Origin of the sequence: Nostoc mirabile CHAB5784 (assembly GCF_020829645.1) — a bacterium.
In the GTDB taxonomy this organism is placed as follows: domain Bacteria; phylum Cyanobacteriota; class Cyanobacteriia; order Cyanobacteriales; family Nostocaceae; genus Nostoc; species Nostoc mirabile.
In genome coordinates, this window is sequence record NZ_JAIVFS010000013.1 from 37006 (window position 1) to 63524 (window position 26519).

Sequence of the window (26519 nt, forward strand, 5' to 3'; positions counted from 1 at the left end):
TCTACATATACAGGGCTTACGCAAGTGTCACAAAGAAGACGTAAATTGAAGCTTGTAGTAAACACTAAAGTAGCTGAACCATATTGTATTATTTCCGCAAATTAAAAAACCCCATCCCGCAAGCGAGATGAGGTTGCAAAGCTGCACTAAATAAGCTGTATGAAATTGAAAAATTAAGAACTAAGCCACGACACTAGCAGAAAAAACGAAATCATTTAGTGTGAGGCTAGTTGATGCAATTCCCAGCAATGAAGCCAACTCTATATTTCCGGTTTTCACGATAGTGTCAGCACCCTGTTGCAATACCGTTAGATTACTGACGCGAATACCGCCCAACCCGATTTTATCAATGCCGATTGTAAAATCAGTAATAATGTTCTTGCTAGTTGGCAGAGTGGCGTTAGCAATCCAAAACTGGTTAGCACCAGCACCACCACTGAGGCGATTACCGCCCTGTTGACCGGCAAATAGCACATCATCGCCATCGCCACCAAACAGGGAATCATTGATATTGGAGAAGAGTTTGTCATCTCCAGAACCACCGTAGAGACGGTTATTGCTACCGCCACTGCTAAGGGTATCGTTGCCGGAGCCACCGAAGGATAATTGACGAGAACCTTCAATTACTGTGAGGGTATCAGCACCTGCTGCCCCAAATAGACTATTATTACCACTACTTTCAACGACAGCGATCGCATCATCACCATTACCACCATTGGCACTAGTATTTTGAGCCGCGCCGTTTTGACCAATAAATACCTGATCATCACCATCACCTGTGGACACTGATGAGTCACTACCTACAAGCACCGTGTCATCCCCGTTCCCAGTGACGATTGTGTTACCTTTATTACCCTCAACAAAATCTGCTCCGTCACCTGTAAGTAAGGTTTGATTGGGCCCAGTGGTAATATCATCGCTGGTAGTAGAGCCAAACTTAATGTCTTCAGCTTGAGGTTGACCTAAACCAGGGGCAAGGTTGAGGGGATTCTCCAGTTTCAACAGAATAATTTCATTGTTGTCTATAACTGGATTTTGAGGATCATCTCCAGGACGACCTGTAGAGAAAGGATAGTTGTTGTCATTAGCTACCAAAATGGTGTTTTTGTCAACAACTAAAACATTTTCAATGGTTACAAATGGGAAGTCAAAAGTAGTTTTGCCATCTCCATTGAGGTCATTAGGGTCTTGGATGTTCAACAAGTCGCCAACTTCTTCTTTAGCTACATAGCCATTAGAATCTGTTTTAGACAAGTCTATTTTGAAAATCTTCTTAAATTGAGCAGAAGTTCCTTGACCACCATCTCGCTCAATAACTAAGTACTCATTATCATTAATGACTGCTAGATCCCCGATCGCATAAGCAGGATTTTCTAACTTGTAGTAAAGTTTATTACCAGTGTACTCACGGTTGGCGATATCAAATTCGTTAATCCGCAAAGCACCAGCAGGATCACCCTGAACCGTACCCTCTAGCAGCATATAAAGTTTGGTTTTGCTGGCATTGATTGCTCCGCCTTCAAAACCTTTGGAACCACCTAAGTTAGGAAAAGCATCTCCTGAGAGAACATCGGGGTTTTGTGGCGATCGCACTAAGTTATTCTGAGGATCACTCAAGAAATCTCGGACTTTATCCCCTGTCTTTGGGAAATCTGTAAAGAGTTTATCTACCCCTAATTGAAAGAACTGCTGAAATTCTAGTTCTGGATTACCTTTGTAATCTGCTGCTAGGTACTGGTCTTCATTGCGGAAGGTGTAAGGATCAACCTGTAAACCTGCATTGTGGGCATCTTGAATTAAGCTAGTGGGAGGTAACGTAGTCTTATCAGCATCATTTACTGTTCCATCCCCATTCACATCATCAGCTTTGCCATCACCATTAGCATCAGTACCTTTGACACTAACAATCATCCGCTTCCAAGGGCCAATACCATCAGCATAAGTGGCAATTTCAGTTAAGCCTTCTGGAGTTCGCAAGTCGCCATAAGTGCGACTGTCACCACTGACTTTCAAATCATAAGGCTGACTCTCAATAATCTTGCCGTTGATGTCAATGTCACTGGCATCTAAAAGTTGGACAAGTGGAATATCCACCCCTGCCGCAGGCATAATGCTATCATTCAGTTGTTTGAGGTTAGATACTTCAAAGGACTGGATGAAGATGCGACTGGGGTCAGTAAAGTTATTTGCCTTGAGTGTATCGATCAGTATATCGCTGATGTTTCTGTTAATTTTCTCTGTCGTGCCTACATAAGTGGCTTCTTCGGCAAAATAGGTGGGATGCTTCGTTTCTGGGTAGATGCCAATCTTTTTACCTGTCTGCGCTTCTACCTCTTTAACCAAGTTGATGATTTCGGCGAGAGTGGGAATTTCAAATTGACCATTGAAGGATTGGTCACGGAAAGGTAGACGCTGTATCGCCCCTAAAGTCTTGATTTCTTCTAAAGTAAAGTCTTCAGCGAACCAACCTGTAATTGTGTTGCCATCTAGACTGACTGTTTTCTTGCGATCGGCAAACTGTGGATATTTGCTAATATCGTAAACGTCTGTGGTTGTATTGCTTAAATTGACGCTGCCATCAGCATTTAAAATTGCCAAAGCAGGCTCATGACGAGCAATTAACACACCATCTTTTGTAACTACTAAGTCTGGCTCAATAAAGTCAGCACCGTCTGCAATTGCTCGTATGTATGCTTGTAAGGTATGTTCTGGAAGATCCCCACTTGCACCTCTGTGGCCAATTACTTTAGGTGCTTCTCCATTTAAAGTTTTGAATTGGTCGGGTGTAGCGATCGGAGCTTCTAACAATTTACCAGTGGCATCAAAATGCAATAGATAGGGGCCAAACTCATCTCCAACCCAGATTGTCCCGTCTTTATCAAAGACGAATGACTCTACATCGAAATCTGCACCAGTCAGTAATCTCTCAGAACTTCCTTCGTTAACTATTTGGAAAGGAATCTTGTTGTTAGGGTCAGACAGTTGAATGTAATCTAAAACTTTAACGCTGCCATCTCCATTTTCTGTTCCCTTAAAATTCGGGTCTAAACGATTGATTCGCAGTAGGAAATCTGCACTATTGTCTTTGCTACCGTAACCATTATCTGACAAAAAGTAGAAAGAGTTACTGTTAGCAAACTGGACACCGCTAAAGCCCTGTATTGGCTGTCCTGGAAAAGGCCCCGTTCTGCCGTTAGCTGAAATTCCTTCACCAGAAGTTGGCCCATCACCATAGGTATCAGCGGGTAAAGAAGCAAAGCCGACTAACTCAATTGCCATAGTTTAGAATGTTGGTTAGGTATTTGGATTTCACTGCATCACAAGCTATTGAAGTTTTCTCATTACTTGTGGAAAAATAAATCATGAACTCAGGCTAGAAATCAGAATTACTGGTAAATTTCAGAATTACAAAAATATAGTTTAGGCAAAGCCCTTTAAGTCCAATTTTGTATTAACGCCGAGAATACATTTACGAAAAACGTATTTTCTCAGAGTTATCGAAACCTTGAGACATGATAGTGGAATGTCAACTACTAATCTGTGTTAGTGAATAATCAGCATGGAAGACTGAGATTCAGAATTTAATGTTGATAGTAGTTATGAGATAACTTAGCTAGCAGTAAAGATGTTTCCATGAAAAGATTAAGATAAGATAAAATTAAACAGAAGAAATGATTAAAATATATTTGCATAAATAAAAAGTAAAACGGCGTAAATAATTAAAGGTTTGTAGTAAGGAGTTTAATCCTAAAAAAAGGACTAAACTCCTTACTACGAACTCGATTAAAATAATTTAACATTACTTAATATATAGGACTAGTATTTGATTTTTGAAATGCACGTAGTGGACTGTCTACGCAAAATAGTGCATTAGACGTAGTGCATTAGACGTAGGTTGGGTGGAGCGGAGCGCAACCCAACATATATCAGGATGTTGGCAATGGCTTAGCCTCCACCCAACCTACAATTTTTTTGCAATCATTAAAGCCTAGACAGTCCATTACAAGACTACCGAGATTTTTTCAGAAATCAAATATGATTCCTATAGTTCTATTTATTCCTACCGATTTACTTATTTATGAAAATTTATACATATTTGAACATGAGAAAGTTAATCTGACTTTTCACGTTATGTGGAAAAGTCCACCAAAAACCTAACCCCCTAACCCCCAACCCGTGGCGGGAAGGGGGAAAATTCAAAGTCTCTCTCCTTAAAGGAAGAGAGAAATAGAAGTGAGGTTTTCCAGATGACCTGAATTGTCAGGAAAGTTAATATATTTATATTTTCAATTTAATCCCCCGTTTATTGGGGAGAAACAGGAATCTAGTTCCCTCCCCAATGCATCGGCTACGGTGTACACACAAGTCTAATTACCCCCCTTAATCCCCCCGTTTATTGGGGGGAAACAAGAAATCCAGTTCCCTCCCCTTTCCAAGGGGAGGGTTAGGGTGGGGTAAAATCCAGGTTCGCAAGCTTTGATTATTTTGAGATTTCCGGTAGCAAATCAATTCATAAGTTCATTACAACAATTGTTGCAATGATTTAAACGTTTCTTATACATGGAAGAGTATTTGTTGCAAAGTATTGAGCAATTGCTGCAACTGATTATACATTTGCAAGAAATACTTAAGCCTTTCTTATACATGGAAGAGTATTTGTTGCAAAGTATTAAGCGTTTGCTGCAACTGATTATACATTTGCAAGAAATACTTAAGCCTTTCTTATACATGGAAGAGTATTTGTTGCAAACGTTTAAATTTTCACAGATAAATTAGGCGTAGGTTGGGGAGCCACTGCGCCCTTGCGGTTTCCCGACTTAAAGCAAGTGGCGTTTGAGGAACGAAACCCAACATTATCGAGACTTTGTTGGGTAACGCTTACGCTCAACCCAACCTACTATTCTCTTAACCCAAGCGTATTGCCTTACCAAGTTGCAATCTGCTGTATACCATTTGTGTAAATCTTTGCAACTAATGAAATGTTTAGATACCCGACTTCTTTAAGAAGTCAGGTATCTCGTTGTTCAGGAATGATATTATGTCCGCTTGATTACTTATTAAACCCGAAGAACCCCACCCCCAACCCCTCCCCGCAAGCGGGGAGGGGAGACAAAGCACAGCTTTGGCGGGGTGGGGTTCTTTTATTATGGGTAATTTGGCGGACATGATATGATTTAGGATTGGGATAACACTAGGCAACAAACTAAGCCACGACGCTAGCAGAGAAAACGAAGTCATTTGCGGTTAGGCTGGTTGAGATAATTCCTAGCAATGAAACCAACTCTGTATTTCCGATTTTCACCAAAGTATCACTACCCTGTTGCGACAGTGTTAGCCCAGAAAATTGAGTTACGCCAACACCACCAAGCCCGATTTTGTCAATCCCGACTGTAAAATCAGTCACGATGTTATTACTAATTGGCAGACTACCATTGGTAATCCAAAATTGGTCAGCACCAGCACCACCACTGAGGCCGCTACCCTGTTGACCGGCAAATAGCACATCATCACCATCGCCACCAAATAGCGAATCATTGACATTAGAGAAGAGTTTGTCATCTCCAGAACCACCGTAGAGACGGTTATTGCTACCGCCACTGCTAAGGGTATCATTGCCTGAGCCACCGAATAATGATTGGCGAGAACCTTCAATTACTGTGAGACGATCATCACCTGCCGCCCCAAACAAATTATTACTACCACTGGCTTCTAGCACGACAATCAAATCATCACCATTGCCACCATCAGCACTGGTATTTTGAACCGGGCCATTTTGACCAATAAATATCTGATCATTACCGTCATTCCCGGAAACTGAAGAGTCACTCCCTGCAAGCACTGTGTCATCACCGTTTCCAGCTATGATTGTGTTACCTTGAGCGCCTTCTACAAAGTCTGCTCCATCACCTGCACTAAAGAATTGTCCTGGCTCAAGACTGACAGTATCGCTGTTGCTAGAACCAAAACCGTTCGGGAAAGTAGGCTGTACAGTTGTCAGATTATTTGGTAGTTCCAAGATGCCAAGTTTTTCAGCAGCCGTATTACCTGTAATGTTGAAGTCGTTGTCGTTAATCAAAGCTAGAGTGTTTGGTGCTACCAGTGCCAGACCTTCTAATTTTTCTACCCCGGTGTAACCCAATTGAGCGGCATTAGCGATTAGGCTTTTGGTGACAGGGATAATATTGGCAGCAACTAACTCCGCAGAGGAAAGTTGTTCGATGGTTTTATTAGCTGGCAAAGTAAAGTTAGCAGGGTTATTGATGTTCGTTGCCCCGGCTAAATCAATTTGGTAAATTAGTTTATTGCCAGCAGATGTACCATTATCATCTCGCTCAACTACTGCAAATTTGCCGTTACCTAAAGATACTGCATCGCCAATTTTGTCTGTTGCCGGTAAACCTTCCAGGAGATACAAATATTCTCCTGTTACCTGCTTGGTGACAATATCAAACTCTAGAATTCGCAGGTTGAGAGAAGCTTTAGATGTCGCGTCATTAGCAACATCTGGATTGTCAATGGGACTTTGGATGAAAGCGTATAATTTAGTACCTTCCAGGGCTACAGCTTCAAATCCCCGGTTATTGCGGCGTTGGGCATAAACGAATGGTAATACCTCAGTTCCAAAAGTTCCCACTGGTTGATCTGGGTTGGGTGCAGTGGCAGTTCCTTGAGGAATAAAGCGGTCAATTAGTTTACCATTAACGTCAAAGTGGTAAATTGCCGGACGGTATTCATCTACCAGCCAATAGTCTCCATTTTCCGCAATTACAATACCTTCTAAGTCAGCACCCAAAGGATCGTTAGCTAGAATATTGTTGTCTAAGTCAACAGCAATTTCATCAGTGTAAGCCAAACCGTTTGCCCCAGCTTGCAAATTAGGCAATCCAGTTAATGGTGTTGTCCCATCTTGACGGAATAGTCCTGTTCTATTGGTAATGCTGATTTCACCCGTGGTGCGGTTGAGTTCAAAACTGACTATTTCTGGTTGGAAGTCGGGTAAGAAAAATGGTCTGTTTGAACCCTCAGATTCTCCATTGGGGCCTCGGTCTGTGTTGGTGACAAACTTTAGGTTGCCATTTGCTGCAAATCCTTGAAAATATAATCCAGAGAAACCACCTAAGAAAATATCTTGATTTTCAGAGGTTGTTCCTAACTTGGGTAGGTTTTCAAATTCATAGATAGTTAGCTTGGGTTGAGCAACAGGATTGCGTGGATCGTAACTAGTGGTGTCGATAGTTAGAGAATTAGGGAAGGCATTGGCAATATTTTCCCAAGGTACAAACTTGAAGTTAGAACTTATATTTTCCTCTTCACCTTCATCACTAACTATTTTGGCAGGTTCATTGGAACCATCTTGAGTGACAAATAAACCAAATGGAAAGTTAGGCCCCAGTGGCACGTTAATTACATCTGCACCGTCTGACTCTTGTACGCTGTCAATGGCCCCATTGTTACCAACGGCAAAATTACCTAGGTATTCGTTGTTACCTTCACGAGTGTAAGCAACAAAGGTGTTGTCGCCTTGGCTAGATGCTAATAAGTAGCCTGTGCCATTTTTGCCGTAATAAATGGTCAGTCCTTCTACGTCATCGGTGAGATAACTACCACCCAAATCTCTGACTTGATCAATTAGCTTGCCAGTTGTGCCACCGTTTGGTTCTGCTTGGAACTTCCAAATCCCGACATTTTCCTGGCCGATGTAGAGGAAACCAGTTTCCTGGTCTACTACCATACCCTCTGTTTGCGGATCGCGTTCGCTAATTGTCGGTACGGTAAATTCTCGCACTCGTTCAGCCCCAATTTTGCCATTACCTTTGTCAATCAGTTTAAACTGAGCGACATCTCCGGTTTCTCGGCGATTGGCAAAGACATAATAATCATTGGTGATTGGACTGCGGTATAGAGTAAGCCCGTAAGCACTCCGAGAAGATGAGGAATAAGGTTCTGCAAAAGGTAGCCCTTGGAAAAGGGTTCCAATATTGCTGTCGGTGATGTCTTCCAGGTAGTTACCGGGAGTGGTAGGGTTGGGGTTAATTTTGAAGATTGCTAGTTTATCATTACCGCGATCGCTAGCTACGGCAATATCAACAGATTGATTGCCTAATTGAAAACCGTATTGCAGGTCAATATTGTTGTAGCGAATACCACCCGGATTAACTGTTTGCAACAAATTACCAGACAAGTCATAAACCCGCAGCCCGGCATTTTTGACTGAGGTCAATACTAGGCTATCAGCAGAATTTGTGGCATTAACATAGATAGCAGGATCATCAGCATCAGCCCGTTGATCAACTGGGAGTGTTTCATCGTCCAACAAATCGGGACGGGTTTCTAGCGTGGGTGCAGCAGTTGGAACTAAGTCTGCATCCAGTGTGAGAATTTGGGTAAATTGGCTTTGATTGAAATTGTTATCACTTACCAGCACAATCGACTGACGACCATCTGCTAGTTTGGGGCCAAAGGTAATACCTTCGATGTTATCTGTACCGTTAGGCAAGTTTAAATCATTTAAATTCAACAGTAAGCGCTTTTGAGCGGGTTGGATAGCAGCTAGTTGCTCAGTACTCAGATTATTGAGAGAATCGTAGAAACTAATGTCTGTTGATCCTTGCAAGGAAACTTCGTAGATTTTGATGGTGTTGCCGACACCTTGTGCAAAGGAACGTTCTAACGCCAGTAAGGTTCCCCGGTTATCGATGGCGAGTAAATCTGTCAAGCCATTGTCAGCAGAGCCTGAGCTAGGGTTGGGTGGTTGGGGGATTGCATCAGTAATATAAAGGTATTCTTTTTCTGCTTGTCCACTAAGTAGATTGTATTGCAGAATTCGGGAAGGGCTGCCACTAGTGAGTGAAGCCCTTAATCCATCTTGAGAAAGCGCGTTTTCGGTGGCGGTGAATAGGGTTTTCTGGTCGGGTGTGATGGTGAGGCTTTCAAATGCCAAATTATTGTAAACGCCTGATGTCTGCGTATCACTTGCATCTACAATACCGTTGCTGTTGGTATCCTCAACTACTGGCAGGAATTTGCTGGGAATAAGTAGCGATCCTATTTCTTGCCCCGTTGTAAGGGAAAATTCCTTAATAAAGGGATTGGTAATACGACCAGCAGTAGGATTAACTTCACCCTCTGAAGAGATGAAAACAGTATCATTGTTAGTTAAAGCAATGCCTTCTGGGTCAATGCTAAATGTTGCAAATAAGTTGCCATTGCTATCTTTCAGGGGTGTAACATTGGTAAAAGTCACCCCAGTATCAGCAGTGAAAGTATAGAAGCGGGCGGGGCCAAATTGGGAGCGATCGTCTGAGATAGCGTAGTAGCGGTTGTTAGCTGCATCGTAGGTGACACCAGACAATCCACCCAGTGGAGTTTCTCCTCCATTCACAGTTCCCGCCGCGCCAGCAGGAATAAAACCAGTAACGAAAGTAGACTGCCCCTGAAATCCTATACGAGGAATGGTTTTACCTGGTTCAGTTGGCCCAGTTTGCACATCTGTAAATACTAAGCGATGGTCAGAACTAGGGAAGGGAAAAGTACCCACCAAGGGGAACGTTGAGTCAGTATTCAGTGGCCAAAATACTCCTGAGTTGGCAATTGTCAAGTCAGTGGAGGGTAGCACGTAATCAGTCCGTAGGTTTCCTGGAGCCGTATCAGCAAAGTCTGCGGTATCAAAGCTAGGATTACCGTTTTGGCTAGCGTTTGCACCACCTTGTAAGTCTGCTTGTTGGGGGCCACCAAGACTGCTAGGGATGACATTAGTATTGATATTGGGGTTTTGCAATAGTTGGCGAATAGCATTGTCAAAACTATCACCATCCAACGGATCGGCATTTTGATCACCCACAATCACAAAGCTTGACCCAGCAGCAATCCCGCCCGTTTTTCCCTGATCATCGTAGATGTAATTACCTTTACCAGGAGTAATATAGTCTGCCCAAAAGCGGATCTCGTCGTGATTGCGCTTCCCGTTGCGGTCTTCTGGCCCATCAAAGGTTGGGGGTGTGGGGTGGCTGGCGAGGACATGAATTGTCTCGCCGTTTACCTGGATTGGGACATCCCAATGACTTTTGGAGGATAGGCGTAAAACTTCCAATTCCTCCTGAGAATACCAATCATTTGGCTGTGGTGTTGTAGGATCATCGGGAAGCAAAGCATTGGGCATATCCTTCCAGAGGAAGTTTTGGAAGGTGCGGACGTTAGCTGTATCGATGGGATATTTGGACAACAGCAACATCCCAAATTGACCAGGAAAATTGCCGAATCCGAAGGCATCATCGCCATATCCCGGTTCGCCTGGGGTTGTAACTACTGCGCCGTTGTTGTTCAAGTCAAAACCAGAGGCAATACCCGTGTTAGAAGGAGCAATATAGAAGTAGGGGTAGTCAACGGGAGTCGCACCGTTTTGGCTGATAGCTAAATAATTTTGCTGGAATAGTTGAACTGCCTCTTGAGAGTAGTCAAACTCATTAATTAACAGCACATCCGGGTTGTTACGCTGGATAATTTCTGCCACAGCTTTTGCCTGAGCATTATCGGGAGTTGACAAATCGGCCACTAATTGGCCTTGAGCGCTGCGGTTTAGGGAAGCATTGAATTGGGAAAAGCGGATTGTCTTATTATTTACCATAAGTTGGTGCTAGGGTAGATTCAAGTTTTGCGGAAATTAGTGGTGTCTGCGAAGACCACAGAACCAAGTTGCCCAATTGCATCGCTGCAAAAGTGGGAAAAACTTTCAGTGTAAGTATCATTTATATTGTCAGTAAAAGACCATTAACTGCGAAGTGCATCTTTGCAGTTAGAGAGTTTGCAATATCAACATGGACAATATAAAATATGCCTTCTAAAACACTATTTTTAGAGATGATTAGAAGACAGCTATATAACTTTTTGTTATCAGTTGCGAATTGGGCACTCTCAAAGTATCCCAGTAAGATTAAGAAACGGCTAGCAAAGGGTTAAGAAAAAAATAATTGCAGATTTAGGGATGCTTTTGTCCCACAGCTTAAAGATGCGATTTCTGTTATTTTAGCGATCGCCTACCTCATACTAGTAGTCTGTCAAGCTAGTTTTAAGGGTTTGTAGTAAACACAAAGCGTGCTTAGAAAACAAGGACTAAAGTCCTGACTACGAACTTGTTTACCCCTCAATTAAAAGCTGACAGACTACTAGTGCAACTCCATTCCAATACTGCTCGGGTTTTGGTGCATAGTTATTGGAGATCCCCTTAGTTCCCCGATAAATTGAGGGAAAATAAGGCATTTTTAGCCCCCCTTTTTAAGGGGGGTTGGGGGGATCGACTCAAAACCTACGCAGTATTGAACTCCATTCTGCATTCTAAGTTCTGTATTCTTCTTCAACTATGATTTGATGATATACCAAATACCATTATTACTTTGACGTAAAATTTGGTATTTTTGCTCAACAAATTCTAGCAGTTTGGGAAAATTTTCTTTGATTATAGCCTGGGGGCCATAATCAATAAAGATATAAGGAGGCTTTGATGAATCTAACTGCTCTCTAAGTGTTAACCATTGCTCAGGCAGAAAATATTCAAGTGCCCAACCACGTAGGATTGTTGCTTGAGTCCGACCAGAAAAGTAGTAAATAGATGGATCACCAGCTACATAAATCTCACCAGCAAGACTTCCTGCTTGAGAGATAAAGCTAGCCTCTGAGTGAAGAGATGGATATTTTTTTCTAAAGACAGTCTGATATTTTAATCGCGTATCTTCAGTTAAAGCAAAGTTATTATTAACCATAGTCATACTCTTTTTTGTAAGAGTGGATGATAAAGGAAATAACAATAAAAATATCAGCAGAATTGTCGGTATTTGAGACCTTAATTCTTTTAAATAGTCCCATAATATATCTAATCCTTTAGCTGCTAAAATACCTATGGGTACAAACAATAGTAAAAAATGGTATTCCCACAATGCTTTATATTGTAAAGTAATAACACTCAAACCAAAAACACACCAAACAACAAGTAACAAAGTCAATACATTCTTAGACTTACGCAATGAAGCATCTATTGCAATAATAGCTAGTAAAGCTAAAGGGTAAAAATTCTGTAAAAACCATTTTATTCCCGAAACAAAGTCTTTTTGATTTAATGCAGAATTAGCAATAATAAGAGGTGGATATATAAAAAATGTCTGATACACTATCGAAAAACTATTGTACCAGGCAAAGTAGCTGGCAACGACTAGAAGAGGAAAGATAATCCCTATAAAAATTGGCAAACAAATCTCAATAAATATTTTTTGAATACCCTGCCGTTTTATTAATACAGAATACATCAATATAGTTAGCCAAAACGAAAACAATATAAGCAAAAATATTAATTTAAATAGCAGGACAATTCCGCCAATAAAGCCTGACAGTAAAAGCAAGATAAATCTTTGCTTTCCTTCGTTTTTAAAAGATTGAAAAGTTAGCCAAAGGCAAAGGAATAAAGGAAAACCAACCAGTGCTTCAACTTGAGTAAGGTGCCAAGCGCCTGAAACAACATAGTAAACACCAACCGTTAACAAAGGTACTAGGCTTGCGATTATCTGATGCCGAAAATAGCTTTTTAGAGTCAGCAGCAATATTATAGAAAAAAATAGCATGTAAATAAGTTCAAAGGCATGGATGCCAATCTCATTAAAACCAAACAAAGTTCCCGCCAAAAAATAAAAGCAGAAAATCCCTGGTTGCTTGACATCCCAAAAATCACGATAGAGTAATTTTCCTTGTTGCATCTCTAAAGCACCTAGCCGAAAAAATGCTTGATCTCCGTCAAATGGAAAAGGTAAATGTATAAGACCAATTATGACAATAATAATCATAACTAGAAAGTCAATTCTATTTAATTTAGTAATACTAATCATGACAGTTTTAATTTAAATATAAGTGACTATCCCGCACTAGTGAATATGCAGGGCTATTTCATTCTCCGAAAAGCCCGCCTCAGAATGAATTCTGAGTCTAATAGCACTCATTCATCTAAAGATGACTGAGAAAAGGTTCTAGTCCGTTTTAACGGACTTTAGCTAAAAGCCAAAGAACTTTAGTTCTGGGCGGTTTATGTATAGAATGAAATAGCCCTAAGTGAATATGCTAGCGAGATAACAGTAAGTATGTAGCTTCTTCGTCACTGATAATGTTTAGATAATGTTTATAAACTGTAAAGAAACTGTAATAGGGAATGGCTATAAGCCTCTTTTTACTTAACTTTGTTATGTTATGCCACTCTTTTTAGGGGTTGCAAATGTTTCTAGTGTAAGCAAAACTCCATATTGATATCTTGCTTCAATAAGTAGGTAGGCACGAAAAAACTAAACTATGTAAAGATAAATCTGAATTCTTTTTCAACAGCAAGTAAATGCATTCCTAGCGGAACGTCTAAATTGTTACTTTGATCAACTGCAAGTATAGGAATCCGGTTTGATTCCTGAATTTACTTGCGTGGGCAGGGAACAGGGAATAGGGAATAGGGAACAGGAAAGAAAGCATAGATCCGTACTGAGTCTTGTTCAAAAATTAGGCGTTGCATATTTGCGGGATGATTTTGCTAGTTTTGTGGGATGGGCATCTTGCCCGTCCCTTGTATTTCAGGGCGGGCGAGACGCCCACCCTACAAGAATCATCCCTTGATTCAGCAACGCCAAAAATTAAATAGGAGTCCTATATATCGGTAAGTATGTGGTGTGTGTCTCAAGTATTAATGTGGATATAGACACAGTACAATAACTTGCATTAAAGGAAATACTGATGGAGCGTTCAAAATTAGTTGCCATTATTACAGGTGCGATTTCGATCATTTTAGCGATCGCTTACCTCATCTTAGTCCAACTGTTGGACTACCGGGACATGAAACCCGCCCCCATCAGCCAATTTGACCAAACGCCTGCGATTATTTCTGTTTTTTGGCAGGTTGACAAAATTACCGAAGCGTGAATTACATTTAGCTGAATTGTAGAGACGCAAGTCCTTTGCGTCTTTTATCATTTATGTCAATAAGTAAAAACTCATGATGAATATTGATTAAGCCAACAGTTAATTCATAGATAAAAAACAATAGCTATTATTCATTACTCAAATAGTCTTTTATATAAGATTTATTTAGAGTATTTATCTCAAATTTGTTTAGATAAAGTAATACCATTTTGACAAAGATAACGGTAAGCTGTTTCTAAGAAAATTAAATAAAGATAAATTTGTCTGAGCTGCGTAGGGGTAGCCTATCGTAGACATCACTGGGTTAACGGGGATCAACGCGAGTTGACTCAAAACCCCAAATTTTTGATGACAATATAGAGGTAAGTTGATGGCTCAGTTTCTACTTGAGACTGTTTGGCTAGTTCCGTGCTATGCCTTAATAGGTGGCTTGTTAGCCGTACCTTGGTCGCCGGGGATCATTCGGAAAACGGGGCCAAGACCGGCGGGTTATGTAAACTTGGTAATGACATTTTTGGCGTTTGTACATAGTGCGATCGCCTTACAAGCAACTTGGAATCAGCCAGCCCAAGAAGTATTTATTCCTTGGTTATCTACAGCTGGTTTAGACCTCACCATTGCTTTGGAAATATCCTCGGTGAGTATCGGCGCTTTGGTTGTGATTACTGGCTTGAATTTACTGGCGCAGATTTATGGCATCGGCTACATGGAAATGGATTGGGGTTGGGGACGCTTCTATTCCTTATTAGGATTATTTGAAGCAGGACTATGTGCCCTTGCTTTGTGTAATAACTTGTTCTTCAGCTATGTAATTTTGGAAGTCCTGACGCTGGGAACCTACCTACTAGTCGGCTTATGGTTTAGCCAGCCGTTAGTAGTCTCAGGTGCCAGAGATGCTTTCTTAACTAAGCGGGTGGGAGACTTATTCTTACTGATGGGCGTGTTGGCATTATGGCCCCTCGCCGGAACTTGGAGTTATCCAGAACTAACCAAGTGGGCGGCTACTGCTAACGTCAACCCGACAACAATGACATTGGTAGGTTTAGCCTTAATTGCTGGGCCTATGGGTAAATGTGCCCAGTTCCCCCTGCATCTGTGGTTGGATGAAGCGATGGAAGGCCCTGTTCCTAGTACGATTTTGCGGAATTCCGTAGTAGTAGCTAGTGGTGCATGGGTGCTGATTAAATTGCAACCTGTGTTAACTATTTCGCCCATAGTTTCCTCGGCTATGGTGGCCATTGGGGTAGTTACGGCGGTAGGTGCTTCTTTAATTGCGATCGCTCAAATTGATCTTAAACGCTGCCAATCCTATTCTGTCAGTGCCTACATGGGTTTAGTATTCATTGCCGTGGGAGTGCAACAATACGAAACGGCGCTGTTGTTAGTACTCACCCATGCCATATCAGCAGCCCTGTTGGTGATGAGTACCGGGGGAATTATTTGGAATAGCATCACCCAAGACGTAACCCAATTAGGCGGATTGTGGACACGTCGCCCGATTTCAGCAATAGCTTTTATCGTCGGGACTTTGGGATTAATTGGTTTTCCACCCTTGGGTAGTTTTTGGGCGTTGAGCAAATTAGCAGATGGCTTGTGGGAAACGCAACCTTGGTTAGTGGGAGTAGTAATAACGGTAAATGCTTTGACAGCCGTGAGTTTAACCAGAGAATTCGGTTTAATTTTTGGCGGTAAGGCTACACAAATGAGTCAGCGATCACCTGAAGCACACTGGCCGATGATTCTGCCAATGATGATTTTACTTGGTGTCAGTCTACATCTTCCTTTAGTGTTGCAAAGCTTATCACTTTTACCAGATTGGGCAACTCTCAATAAAGATGTCGCACTACTTTTAATTTGGTCGAGTATTTTCGGTTGCAGTATAACTGGCGTGATTTATTTCAGCAATATTCCCAAACCAATTCGTTTGCCTTGGAAAGGTTTACAAGACTTAATCGCATACGATTTTTACACTCCCAATATCTATCGGATGACGATTATCTTCAGCGTTGCCAAAATTTCCCAACTTGCCGATATGATTGACCGTTTTGTAGTCGATGGCATTGTTAATTTCGTTGGTTTATTTTCGCTTTTGGGTGGTGAAGGTCTTAAATACAGCACCTCTGGTCAAACCCAGTTTTATGCCTTAACCGTTCTTTTAGGAGTAGGTGTTTTAGGAATGTGGGTAACTTGGCGATTTTGGGGAATGCAGTTTTTAAATTTGATGTTTCAAATTTCGACACTTGGATAGTTAATCAGCGTTTTCTTACAAGCAGACAGTTTAATATTTTGAGGAGAATTCCATGAGCATACAACATTCCCGATTTAATCTTTCCAGAAGAAGTTTATTCAAGTTTGGTGCAGGTGCGATCGGTACAGGTGTATTGACAGCCGGACTTGGCTCAAAGTTACTTGCAGCCGAAAAAAAAGCTCCAGCAGAAGATGAAATCACCCCCGATAAAGCATTGCAAGAGTTATTAGATGGGAATGACAGGTTTGTCAAAAGAAAACGTCGCAATCCCAACCAAACTTATTCACGTTTAGTCGAAGTTGCCAAAGGTCAAAAGCCATTTGCTTCTATTCTAGGTTGTGCAGATTCACGGGTTCCTTCAGAAATTGTTTTTGACCAAGGACTTGGAGATTTATTTGTCTGCCGTGTAGCGGGTAATATTGCCACACCAGAAGAAATTGGTAGCCTAGAATTTGGCAGCTTAGTATTAGGTTCTAAAGTCATTATGGTAGTAGGACATGAGAGATGTGGTGCGGTAGATGCCGCAATCAAAGGCGCTCAAGTACCAGGGCAAATTGGAAGTTTGCTTGCAGCGATTAAACCAAGTGTAGAAAGCTCAAAAGGAGAATCAGGAGATAAGTTAGAAAATGCTTGTAAAGCAAATATTGCGGCACAAGTTGAAAAGTTGAAATCATCGTCAGTTTTATCTGAGTTAATCAAGGCAGAAAAGCTGAAAATAGTCGGAGCTTATTACGATTTAGATACTGGGAAAATCAGCGTAGTTAGTTAGCTTTTTTGTCCTTTGTCATTAGTCATTAGTCATTGGCTAAGAGTCAGCCATAAAGGATAAAGGGCAAAACACAAAGGACGAAAGACAAAGGACGAAGGACAAAGGACAAAAGACGAAGGACAAAATTACCATGTTAAGTGTATTAATTTGGCTTCCAATTTTCGCTGCTCTTTTCATAGCAATATTACCTGTAAGTATCCCTAAAGATCGTATTCGTTTAGCAGCATTAGTTTTTTCTGGAATAGTTCTCTTCTGGAACCTTTTTATCCTGCTAAAATTTGATATCAGCAATCCAGGAATGCAATTTAAAGAATATTTACCCTGGAATGAAACCCTTGGATTGAGCTATCAAATAGGTGTTGATGGGCTTTCTATATTAATGTTGGTGTTAAATAGCCTGCTCACCTGGATTTCTATTTACAGCAGTAGTAAAGAAACTGAACGCCCTCGGCTGTTTTACTCCATGATTTTATTAGTTAGTGGAGGAGTCGCAGGTGCTTTCTTGGCTGAAAATCTACTACTATTCTTCTTGTTTTACGAACTAGAATTAATCCCCTTTTACTTACTAATTTCCATTTGGGGAGGAGAAAAACGGGGTTATGCTGGAATTAAATTCCTGATTTATACTGCTGTTTCGGGAGCATTAATTCTGGCAACATTCTTGGGTATGGTGTGGCTGAGTGGTTCTACCAATTTTGCTTTTGATGCAGTCTCAACAGAAAATCTCTCAACAGCAAAACAAATCCTTTTACTAGCAGGGATAGTATTAGGTTTTGGAATCAAAATTCCCTTAGTTCCCTTCCATACTTGGCTACCGGATGCTTACGTTGAAGCTTCAGCACCAATTGCCATTCTTCTGGGTGGCGTGTTAGCAAAGCTGGGAACTTATGGATTGTTGCGATTTGGGTTGGGTATGTTTCCTCATGCTTGGAGTATTATTGCACCGACTCTGGCAATTTGGGGAGCAGTCAGCGCTATCTATGGAGCAGTAATTGCGATCGCTCAAAAAGATATCAAGCGCATGGTAGCATACAGTTCCGTCGGTCACATGGGCTATATCTTACTAGCTGGTGCTGCTAGTACTCCCTTAGCACTTGTAGGTGCAGTCGCCCAAATGTTTAGCCACGGTATCATCCTGGCGATTCTCTTCCACTTGGTGGGAGTTGTAGAAGCCAAAGTAGGAACGCGCGAGTTAGATAAACTCAATGGTTTGATGAGTCCCATACGCGGCTTACCTCTAATTAGTGCCTTACTAGTTTTAAGTGGGATGGCTAGTGCAGGTATTCCCGGTTTAACAGGATTTATCGCAGAATTTATTGTCTTTCAAGGTAGTTTCTCTATCTTTCCCATTCCGACAATTTTGTGTGTAGTAGCTAGTGGATTAACCGCAGTTTATTTTGTCATCCTCCTCAACCGCACTTGTTTTGGCAAACTAGATAACTTCGCCTACTATCCCAAAGTCCTTTCGTCTGAGAAAATACCAGCTTTAATTTTGGCAGCTTTTATCATCTTTTTGGGAGTACAACCCACTTGGTTAGTGCGTTGGAGTGAATCTACAACTACAACAATGGTAGCTGCAATTCCCTCTTTAGAAAAAACCGTAATCTCTGAAGTTGCGCTGAAATAGAAAATAAATCAAAACACTTGTAGAGACGGCGATTTATCGCGTCTCAAAACCTATCCCCCAGACATGATAAATCACCTCTCAAAACCTATCCCCCAGACGCGATAAATCACCTCTCAAAACCTATCCCCCAGACGCGATTTCTCGCGTCTCTACCAATTTTCGATTACCATGACAGCAATTAAAACAGCAATTAAATTACCTCCTTCCAAGCACGAATTTGCTGAAGTAATTCACCGCTTAGAAGCAGGCGGTGCAATGTTACCTGATACTCCAGAAAATTTAATGCAAATCATCGGTTTATACAAAGCTTATGCTGTGCCGATGGACTTTTACTGGCGTGACCTACTTTATATTGCTGAACGTGAATTTTTAAACCCGCTTCCCTTCTTTAAATACTTCTTACCCAAAGAGTATTTAGAACTGCATAATCATTACGCTGGCGATGATGCAGATTTACGAATTTGGCGCGGCGAAGCTACTGCACATCCAGAACTTTTGGCATTTATTGAGAAAGGTGAAACTTTCAAAATGCCCAAGTTGTTGCATCACTTATTCCACGATCGCATTAACATGGAATTTGCTGAAGCTTGTATGCGGGCGATGTTGTGGCATAGAGGGATGGGTGGACAATTTGACCCTTACCTAGATTCCGAAGAATACAAAGCCAACGCCGATAGGGCAATTAAAGCTTACTTCCAAGGGAACCCGGTAATGCTGGGACTTTACAAGCTGTTCCCCGATATGTTTTTAGAACAGTGCCGCCAGATGTCATACTACGCTAATCTGGGCTTATTCTGGGAAATCATGGCCCCAGTGTTCTTTGAAATGTCCGATCGCTATGACGAAGGTACCATTAGCAGCGTCCCAGAGGCAATGAGTTTCTTAGTTAATGGTATATTTGCGATCGCAGGTCGTCCCATTTACCATCACGTTTATATTCGTGGCGAATGCTACGAAATTGTCCCCAAATCCAAGGGTTTTATGTGGCTATATGAAGCAGCATTACCTTATGTAGAAGCTGTTTTCTACCGCACCGCACCCTTCCGAGGGACAAAATCTTATAATGCTCAAGCGCGTCAAGTACCGGCAGACCAGAAAGACTTTCACTATGGTATTCTTTACGCTGATGTATTCCCAGTCGGTACTGCTGGCATTCCTCCCACATTATTAATGCAAGATATGTTGCATTTTTTGCCCCCATATCTTGTTGATTACTACAGCCAACATTGCCGGGGTGAAGAAGATATGTTGATTCAGTTGGGAGTTAGTTTTCAACGGTCAATGTACTGTGTGACTTCTGCGGTAATTCAAGCCTTGCGAACTGCACTTTTATATCCATTAGATGATCCGAATCCCAAGCATTTACAAGCCAATCGAGATTTTTTTGAAATGCAGCTAAATCGCTTTACTCGACCCGACTACAACATTCGTGATGCTGCTCGTTTGGGGAGTATTCAAACGCAAGATTATAGATAAGAGATCCCCCCAACCCCAATACTGTTCGGTGAAGTTTAAAAAATAACTCCAATGTAGTAGCACGGCAAGCTTAATTTGTTGGGTTGAGTAATCATAGAATAGTTTTATTTGGGACTTTCTAGGTTTTTTGAACCCAATATTTTAAGGCTGACGTGCTAGTAGGTTGGGTTGAGGAACGTAGACCCAATACGGTTCGGTTAGCTTGTTTACACTGCGAAGATCCCCCCAACCCACGCCAGTCGCTCCACTTGGGGAGACCCCAAGACCGCGCTGGCTCCCCGATAAATTGGGGGGCTAATTTCCTCCTTTACCCCCTTTTTAAAGGGGTCGCCACAGGCGGGGGGATCTTATCCGAACCGTATTGAACGTAGACCCAAAGGGGCTTCCCGCAGGGTAACCCAACATTTTCGCAGCTTTGTTGGGTTTCACTCCGTCAAACGCTCTGGACAAGAACCGAATTTCTCCAAAAGCTCAGATATAAGCTTAGTATTTGAACAATCCCAAGTAACACTAGTGTTAGTAGCCTTATAAAAACCTGGTTGACCGTAGCCTGATAATGCATTAGTATCAGGTATCCTACTCACACACCCTCACCAATACATCGGGGAAGGTTCGTGAGGTGTGTACTTCATTTAGTTGCAAAGTGCTGTAAGTAAAAAGTAATTTCATCAGGTTCGACTAGATTTAGTTAATCGCTGCTTAATCGATTCAGGTAATCGTTCTGGATGCTTAGAAAAATAAAAGATTTTTAATAAAATAAAATTCAGGTTCCGAGCTAACCAAATTTGCGATCGCTCCATCAAGGATAGTGTTTTAATATAATCATTAAATAATTGTTTAATTCGCACCAAACTGGTTCCTCTAGCAGAATCATCAAATGTTTTGGTTCCTGGATAATATCTATAGTTACCCCAAATCTCATTGAAATATTTAACATGAGATGATCTAACCGCTTTCAAAAGAAAATCTAAATCCATTACATAATGATCTTCTACCTTATAGAGTCCGATTTGCTGATGCAATGATTTGTGATAGAAGTAAGCAGATGGATTTACTGGAAAAGAAGCATCGATAATTCCATCTTGATTAACTCGCCTTTCTAAGAGTAAATCAATCCTCCGTAATCGGCTAGGCTTATTAATATAAATTAGTTTACCTTGTTGATTGCAAACATTACAGTTGCCAACAACTAAGCTAGGCTCTGGTAAAGTTTGGAAAATTTCACAAATGCGGTTAAGAACGTTTATTTCATAAAAATCATCAACATTTAAAACACCAATAATCTGTCCTTGTGCTATAGCAATCCCTTTATTGATAGCATCAGATTGTCCTCGATCCTTTTCACTAATCCAACGAATGTGGGGATATTGATTGGCTTTATCCTTAATAATGTCTACTGTCTTGTCGCTTGAACCTCCATCGACAATGATATGCTCCACTTCTAAACAGTTTTGGTCAATGACAACTTGAATGCAAGATTCTATGAATTTCTCTCCGTTATAAACTGGTGTAATTATACTAATCATTAACAAGCGCCTCTTGTGGGTATTCCAAACAAAAGAATAATTTAAACGATTGATCTCTAATCATAGTGTTCCCCATTTGCACAGATTTATAACGCAACTGCCTTTTTGCGTAAGTCCTATACAGTTTATACAATAGCTTTGTCTGCGACAAGAACATGGCTCTCATGAAGCTTGTTATAAACTATACATTATTATCCACAGTGTGGCATTCACTGCTCATGAATGGAGAATTCGCTGGTCGTTCTTGTGCATAAGTCAATTGCTACGGCAAAAAGATACTTTGACATCAACTATTCTCAAGCTTTTCATCCTTTTTTTGGTTGATACGGTAAATCCAACTTATGTCTGTACGGTTTACCCAACTTTTTTGATATCTTTCTTTTATTAAATTAGTTACTAGAGAGAACAAACAAAGCAAACAAAGCTTCTCTCAAAAAGTAGAGGTTTGATAATTGGTTAAATATCTGAAACCTCTAAATCCCCCTAAAACTTAGTTTGATTACTCAAAAGTCAATTAGAAAGTTAAGGAGAGATTGAAATATGGCACTCATTCGTTGGGAACCATTCCGTGAAATGGAGATTCTACGTCGTCAAATGGATCAACTCTTCTCTGAGCTTACAGCAGCCGAGCGCGGCAACTCTGATGTTTCTGCATCACCGAGAACAGCATGGGTTCCTGCTGTTGAATTATCTGACAATGGTTCAGAGTTCGTATTAAGAGTTGAGATTCCAGGCGTGGAAGCTAAAAACCTGGATGTTCAAGTTACTCAAGATGCAGTTTCGATTGCTGGTGAGCATCGTTACGAAAAACATTCCGAATCTAACGCTAAAGTTCATTCTGAATTTCGGTATGGCAACTTTACTAGAGTAGTCCCTCTACCAAGCAAAGTTCAGAATCAACAAGTTAAGGCAGACATGAAAGATGGGATTTTAATTCTGACTTTACCTAAACTGGAGCAAGAGCAAAACAAGGTATTCAAAGTGAATTTAGGCCACTCTCAAAGTGGTACAGCTTCTATAGAAGCTGGCAATGGTAATACACAACCCAACATTACATCACAACAAAGTGTTTAAGTGACTTGAGAAAATGTTCTCTCTGATTCAATAGTTCCTATATCTCTGAAATAGTTGCATTTTGAGAAAAACCCCAGCTAAACTTATCGGCTGGGGTTTTTGTCGCCTAACTCCTAAAAAATAGATAGGCTAATATATTGCAAGAAATTCAGGGAAAGGGCGCTATTCCTCTTGCACATCAACCCAAATACTGCCTTCTTCTACACGAATAGGAAATACTGGCAATGCTTTTTGTGGCGAAACCATCGAGAGTACTTTACCTACACCAGGTGGCCAAGAACACCAGCCTTGTACCTCACCAGTCCGCAGATCAAAAGCACTGCGATGGAACGTACAAACTATTGCCCCATCTTCAGTGATTTTCCCACTTTTCAACGGTAATTTTAAGTGGGGACAGTTGTTATCTACAGCATAAAGCTGATTTTCGTGGTTCAAAACCAGAATTTTCCGGTTGCCAACTTTCACCACTTGTCGCGTACCTGGGGAAAGTGCTTCTACTGCAAGAACTTTAGTCCAACTCATTAGGTTCTCCTTTCCTAATTAATCTGCTTTCAGTTTCTCGCAATTGTGACTAGTGCGATCGCCTTTCAGTACTGGGGAGCGGGGAAGGATAAACTCACTAGATGACATTTGCCCAAAATAGTGATCGCTACGACGGGCTTTGCCTACGGTGGGAAAATATCATAACTATAAAATGTTACATGAAATTCTATTTTTACACTGGATAAACTGATTTCTGGGTAAACTAAAGGAAGCACTTCCTATCCTCGTATCATAGGGCTTGTGGCTTATACCAGACAATTTTGAGCTAGATAAAAAATGATTAAGACAAGTTACGAATTTGACCAGTCTATCCTCCCCGCAGGATCTTCATTAAAGACTAATATTCTGCTACGTTTTCGGGCTGAGGTAGCTGAATCTCCCCGACGTAACCTTAACCTTTCTCTTGTAATTGACCGTTCAGGCTCTATGGCTGGCGCTCCCTTGCATCATGCACTCAAAGCCGCTGAGTCTGTGGTGGATCAACTTGAGCCAGATGACATTCTCTCAGTAGTTGTTTACGACGATGAAGTGGACAGCGTTGTGCCACCCCAGGCTGTGACTAACAAGGGCGCACTGAAAAATTCTATCCGCAAGGTTAAAGCAGGCGGTATTACCAACTTATCCGGGGGATGGCTCAAAGGCTGTGAACATGTGAAGACGCGACTTGATCCGCAAAAAATCAACCGTGTTCTCCTGCTTACCGATGGTCACGCCAATATGGGCATTCAAGACCCCAAGACACTCACGGCGACATCGGGGCAAAAAGCCGAGGAAGGTATTACCACAACTACTTTAGGTTTCGCTCAAGGTTTTAATGAAGACCTACTGATTGGTATGGCAAGGGCCGCCACGGGCAACTTCTATTTCATTCAGAGCATCGACGAAGCAACTGAAGTGTTTAGTATTGAGCTAGACAGTCTTAGAGCAGTAGTGGGACAGAACCTCAAGGTGACACTTGAGTTGGCTGATGGTGTCAGCCTTGTTGATACCTTAAGTCTTGCTAAAGTTAGTCAGAATGACGCTGGTCAAGCTATCCTCACCTTGGGAGAGCTTTACGAGGGCGAAGATAAACTTCTTGGTTTGAGTTTGGAGATATCAAGCGCTCAAGTTGGTGAGCTACCTGTGATGAAACTGCATTACAGCGCCGATGTTGTGCAAGATGACCTAATTCAAAGCGTGTCAGGCACAGCAGATATCATCGCCAAAGTTGGCAGCGTTGAGGAAGCAGCTTTTGCCTCTACGAGCCATATCATTTTGGAACTGAGTCGCCTCACCATCGCTAAGGCCAAAGAGACTGCTCTCGATCTAGCTGAACATGGCAGACATCAGGAAGCGGAACAAACCCTCCGGGCGCTTGTGAAAGATTTGCGGGATAAAGGGTTGAACGAGAATTTTGAAATTGCTGAGGAAATCGATCAGCTTGAGTATTTCGCGGGTCGGATCGCCCAAAAAGCTCTAGGCAATGCCGGACGTAAAGAGATGCGGGATCAGACTTACCAGACGATGACGCGCAATCGCAGCGATCTGGTGGGTCGCGGTGTCACTACTGGCGATGATGTGTACACAATGCCAGTTGTAAATGAAGTCGGTTCAGGCGTTGAACTATACTGCGTTCGTGAAGGGGGTAAACTGCGGGTCAAAGTCATGTCCGAAGGCTACGATTCAACCAAGAATGTCCAGTTTCCCCGCGCCATTCGTGCCGAGGCAGCCCGCTATGTTGTTGAAGGACTGGAACTTTCAAGCGATGGCACTTTCTACCGTGTACGTGGTAGTATCACCCGTTTTGCTCAACCCGGTGAAGCAGATATCTTCGTTGCCCCTAGACAATCAAATATAGCTAACACAGGCAAAGCCTCCAAAGCCCCTGCCACTGCGGCCGACCTCCCAACAACTGACACTGTAAAGGATGCCATTCTTGTTCAGTGTGTCAAAGATGGCAGCAAGCTACGCGCTAGGGTGGTTTCCGATGGATATGAACCGGATTGGAACATGCGTTTTCCGCGATCGGTTCGTGAGGAAGGGATGCTTTACGTCGTTGATGAAATCAAAACAGCACCTGATGGAAAATCTTATATTGCGTGTGGTGAAATCAAGCGATTTGTTCAACCTAACACTACCAATTAATGGACTTCCAAGAAATAAATTATCCAATCTTGTGGGGTGGGCATCTTGCCCGCCCAGTAACCAAAGGCGGGCAAGATGCCCACCCCACCCACAACAAGTAGTTTCCTTCTTTTTTATTTGTCAGTCTCTTACGCCTCGATCGCAGGGTTATAATCATCTGGGTTATTGAACCCTGCAATCCAGGCGGCTGCTTGATGGCAACTTCGCATCTGAGGGGGAACACGCAAAATATGAATATGTCCTGTGGATGGACAAGTGACTTTCAAGACCATAAGCGGCTCGTCATCCTCAAAAGGAATGTAGACTAGTTGACGTTCCCCACCAGCGTCTCGATCGCGATCGCGGATCAACCCTCCCACTTGCTGCAAAAATGTCTCGTATCCCAGACGTTCAATTAGTACGCGGCGCAACTCAACATTCTCTATATTGAGGATATCCTGCCCCGTTAAAGACTGGGATTCAAAGGCAATCTTATCCGTCACTTGCACGCCTCGCCAGCGCAAGACAAAACCATGCCCCGCAGATAGACTGGTAATCCCACTTCCGGCCAACTCGATCCAATAAGTGACGTGGAGTCCTTGGGGAAGGGTAGTGAGGTTTACACAGTCGCTGATATCAAGACTTTCACAAGTGAGATTTTCCGGTAGATTGTAAAGATTCAACGCACCGCTTAAATCCAGATAACCTAAAACACGCATACCATCCCAGGCGCGATGCTCAAGGATGAGTTTTCGAGCGTGTTCAGCCGATACAGGCTCGTGGCTTTGGTTTGGGCGCTGCAAAACTTGTTTATTCGGCACACGTCCATTCGACATGATCTTGAGCATTAGTCCATCACCTCAACGTAAGCATCAGGGCGATATTCACGTTGTCTCCAGACGCGGTAAAGCCCTTGGGGTAATTCAATCGCCCGATGTTCTTCATGAACTAAAGTGGCACTTGCTTCTTTAACCTCAAGAAAAAGTTCACTACCATGTACCCACAACTGAACAGCATTAGATTGCTGAATGCGATGGCTGTGTCCTGTGATTTCACCATGAGCCAGAGTAGCACCTATACGCCTCACAGCGCCGACAGGTAAGCTAGCAATACGTCTGATCAGAACGTCGCCATGTCTGTAGAGAACACTAGCTTTGTTAGCTTGGAAGTTATTGCTGTTGTTAAACATTTTATTTTATAGGTTATTAAAAATTT

At 41.9% G+C, this 26519-nt stretch carries 14 protein-coding genes; 7 read left to right on the top strand and 7 right to left on the bottom strand.

Annotated elements, in window-relative coordinates; genetic code table 11:
* Positions 1-180: 180 nt before the first annotated feature.
* From LC653_RS11370 to LC653_RS11380, 3 genes are all read right to left on the bottom strand, one after another.
* Positions 181-3279, bottom strand: coding sequence for an esterase-like activity of phytase family protein (locus LC653_RS11370; RefSeq protein WP_229494576.1), 3099 nt, complete (start codon positions 3277-3279; stop codon positions 181-183).
* A 1924-nt stretch (positions 3280-5203) separates the two neighbouring features.
* A complete protein-coding gene (locus tag LC653_RS11375; protein WP_229494577.1) occupies positions 5204-10624 on the bottom strand; it encodes a phytase in 5421 nt (1806 codons plus the stop codon).
* 730 nt (positions 10625-11354) lie between these two features.
* Positions 11355-12827 (bottom strand): hypothetical protein, encoded by a 1473-nt coding sequence (locus tag LC653_RS11380; protein WP_229494578.1) that lies wholly within the window; start codon positions 12825-12827, stop codon positions 11355-11357.
* A 925-nt stretch (positions 12828-13752) separates the two neighbouring features.
* Between LC653_RS11380 and LC653_RS11385 the strand changes: the two genes are divergently transcribed.
* From LC653_RS11385 to LC653_RS11405, 5 genes are all read left to right on the top strand, one after another.
* Positions 13753-13938: a hypothetical protein gene (locus tag LC653_RS11385; RefSeq protein WP_229486015.1), complete on the top strand. Its 186-nt coding sequence runs from the start codon at positions 13753-13755 to the stop codon at positions 13936-13938.
* A 370-nt stretch (positions 13939-14308) separates the two neighbouring features.
* Positions 14309-16186 (top strand): NAD(P)H-quinone oxidoreductase subunit F, encoded by a 1878-nt coding sequence (locus LC653_RS11390; protein WP_229494579.1) that lies wholly within the window; start codon positions 14309-14311, stop codon positions 16184-16186.
* 52 nt (positions 16187-16238) lie between these two features.
* A complete protein-coding gene (locus LC653_RS11395; RefSeq protein ID WP_229494580.1) occupies positions 16239-16955 on the top strand; it encodes a carbonic anhydrase in 717 nt (238 codons plus the stop codon).
* Positions 16956-17085: 130 nt separating this feature from the next.
* Positions 17086-18582, top strand: coding sequence for an NADH-quinone oxidoreductase subunit M (locus LC653_RS11400; RefSeq protein ID WP_229494581.1), 1497 nt, complete (start codon positions 17086-17088; stop codon positions 18580-18582).
* Positions 18583-18750: 168 nt separating this feature from the next.
* Entirely contained in the window at positions 18751-20058 is a 1308-nt protein-coding gene (locus tag LC653_RS11405) for a CO2 hydration protein (protein ID WP_229494582.1), read from the top strand.
* A gap of 668 nt (positions 20059-20726) precedes the next feature.
* Here LC653_RS11405 and LC653_RS11410 read toward each other — a convergent pair.
* A complete protein-coding gene (locus tag LC653_RS11410; RefSeq protein ID WP_229494583.1) occupies positions 20727-21584 on the bottom strand; it encodes a glycosyltransferase family 2 protein in 858 nt (285 codons plus the stop codon).
* Positions 21585-22124: 540 nt separating this feature from the next.
* Between LC653_RS11410 and LC653_RS11415 the strand changes: the two genes are divergently transcribed.
* Entirely contained in the window at positions 22125-22658 is a 534-nt protein-coding gene (locus LC653_RS11415; protein WP_229494584.1) for an Hsp20/alpha crystallin family protein, read from the top strand.
* A gap of 162 nt (positions 22659-22820) precedes the next feature.
* Here the strand turns inward: LC653_RS11415 and LC653_RS11420 are convergent, their stop codons facing one another.
* Positions 22821-23180 carry a Rieske (2Fe-2S) protein gene (locus LC653_RS11420; protein ID WP_229452053.1) on the bottom strand — a complete coding sequence of 120 codons (360 nt, stop codon included), beginning with the start codon at positions 23178-23180 and terminating at the stop codon, positions 22821-22823.
* A gap of 297 nt (positions 23181-23477) precedes the next feature.
* Between LC653_RS11420 and LC653_RS11425 the strand changes: the two genes are divergently transcribed.
* Positions 23478-25325, top strand: coding sequence for a vWA domain-containing protein (locus tag LC653_RS11425; RefSeq protein ID WP_229494585.1), 1848 nt, complete (start codon positions 23478-23480; stop codon positions 25323-25325).
* Positions 25326-25453: 128 nt separating this feature from the next.
* Here the strand turns inward: LC653_RS11425 and LC653_RS11430 are convergent, their stop codons facing one another.
* Both LC653_RS11430 and LC653_RS11435 read right to left on the bottom strand, forming a co-directional pair.
* Positions 25454-26140, bottom strand: a complete 687-nt coding sequence (locus tag LC653_RS11430; protein WP_229494586.1) for a DUF6745 domain-containing protein — start codon at positions 26138-26140, stop codon at positions 25454-25456.
* Between the two features lie 11 nt (positions 26141-26151).
* Positions 26152-26493: a DUF8820 family protein gene (locus tag LC653_RS11435; RefSeq protein WP_229494587.1), complete on the bottom strand. Its 342-nt coding sequence runs from the start codon at positions 26491-26493 to the stop codon at positions 26152-26154.
* Between the last annotated feature and the right edge of the window lie 26 nt (positions 26494-26519).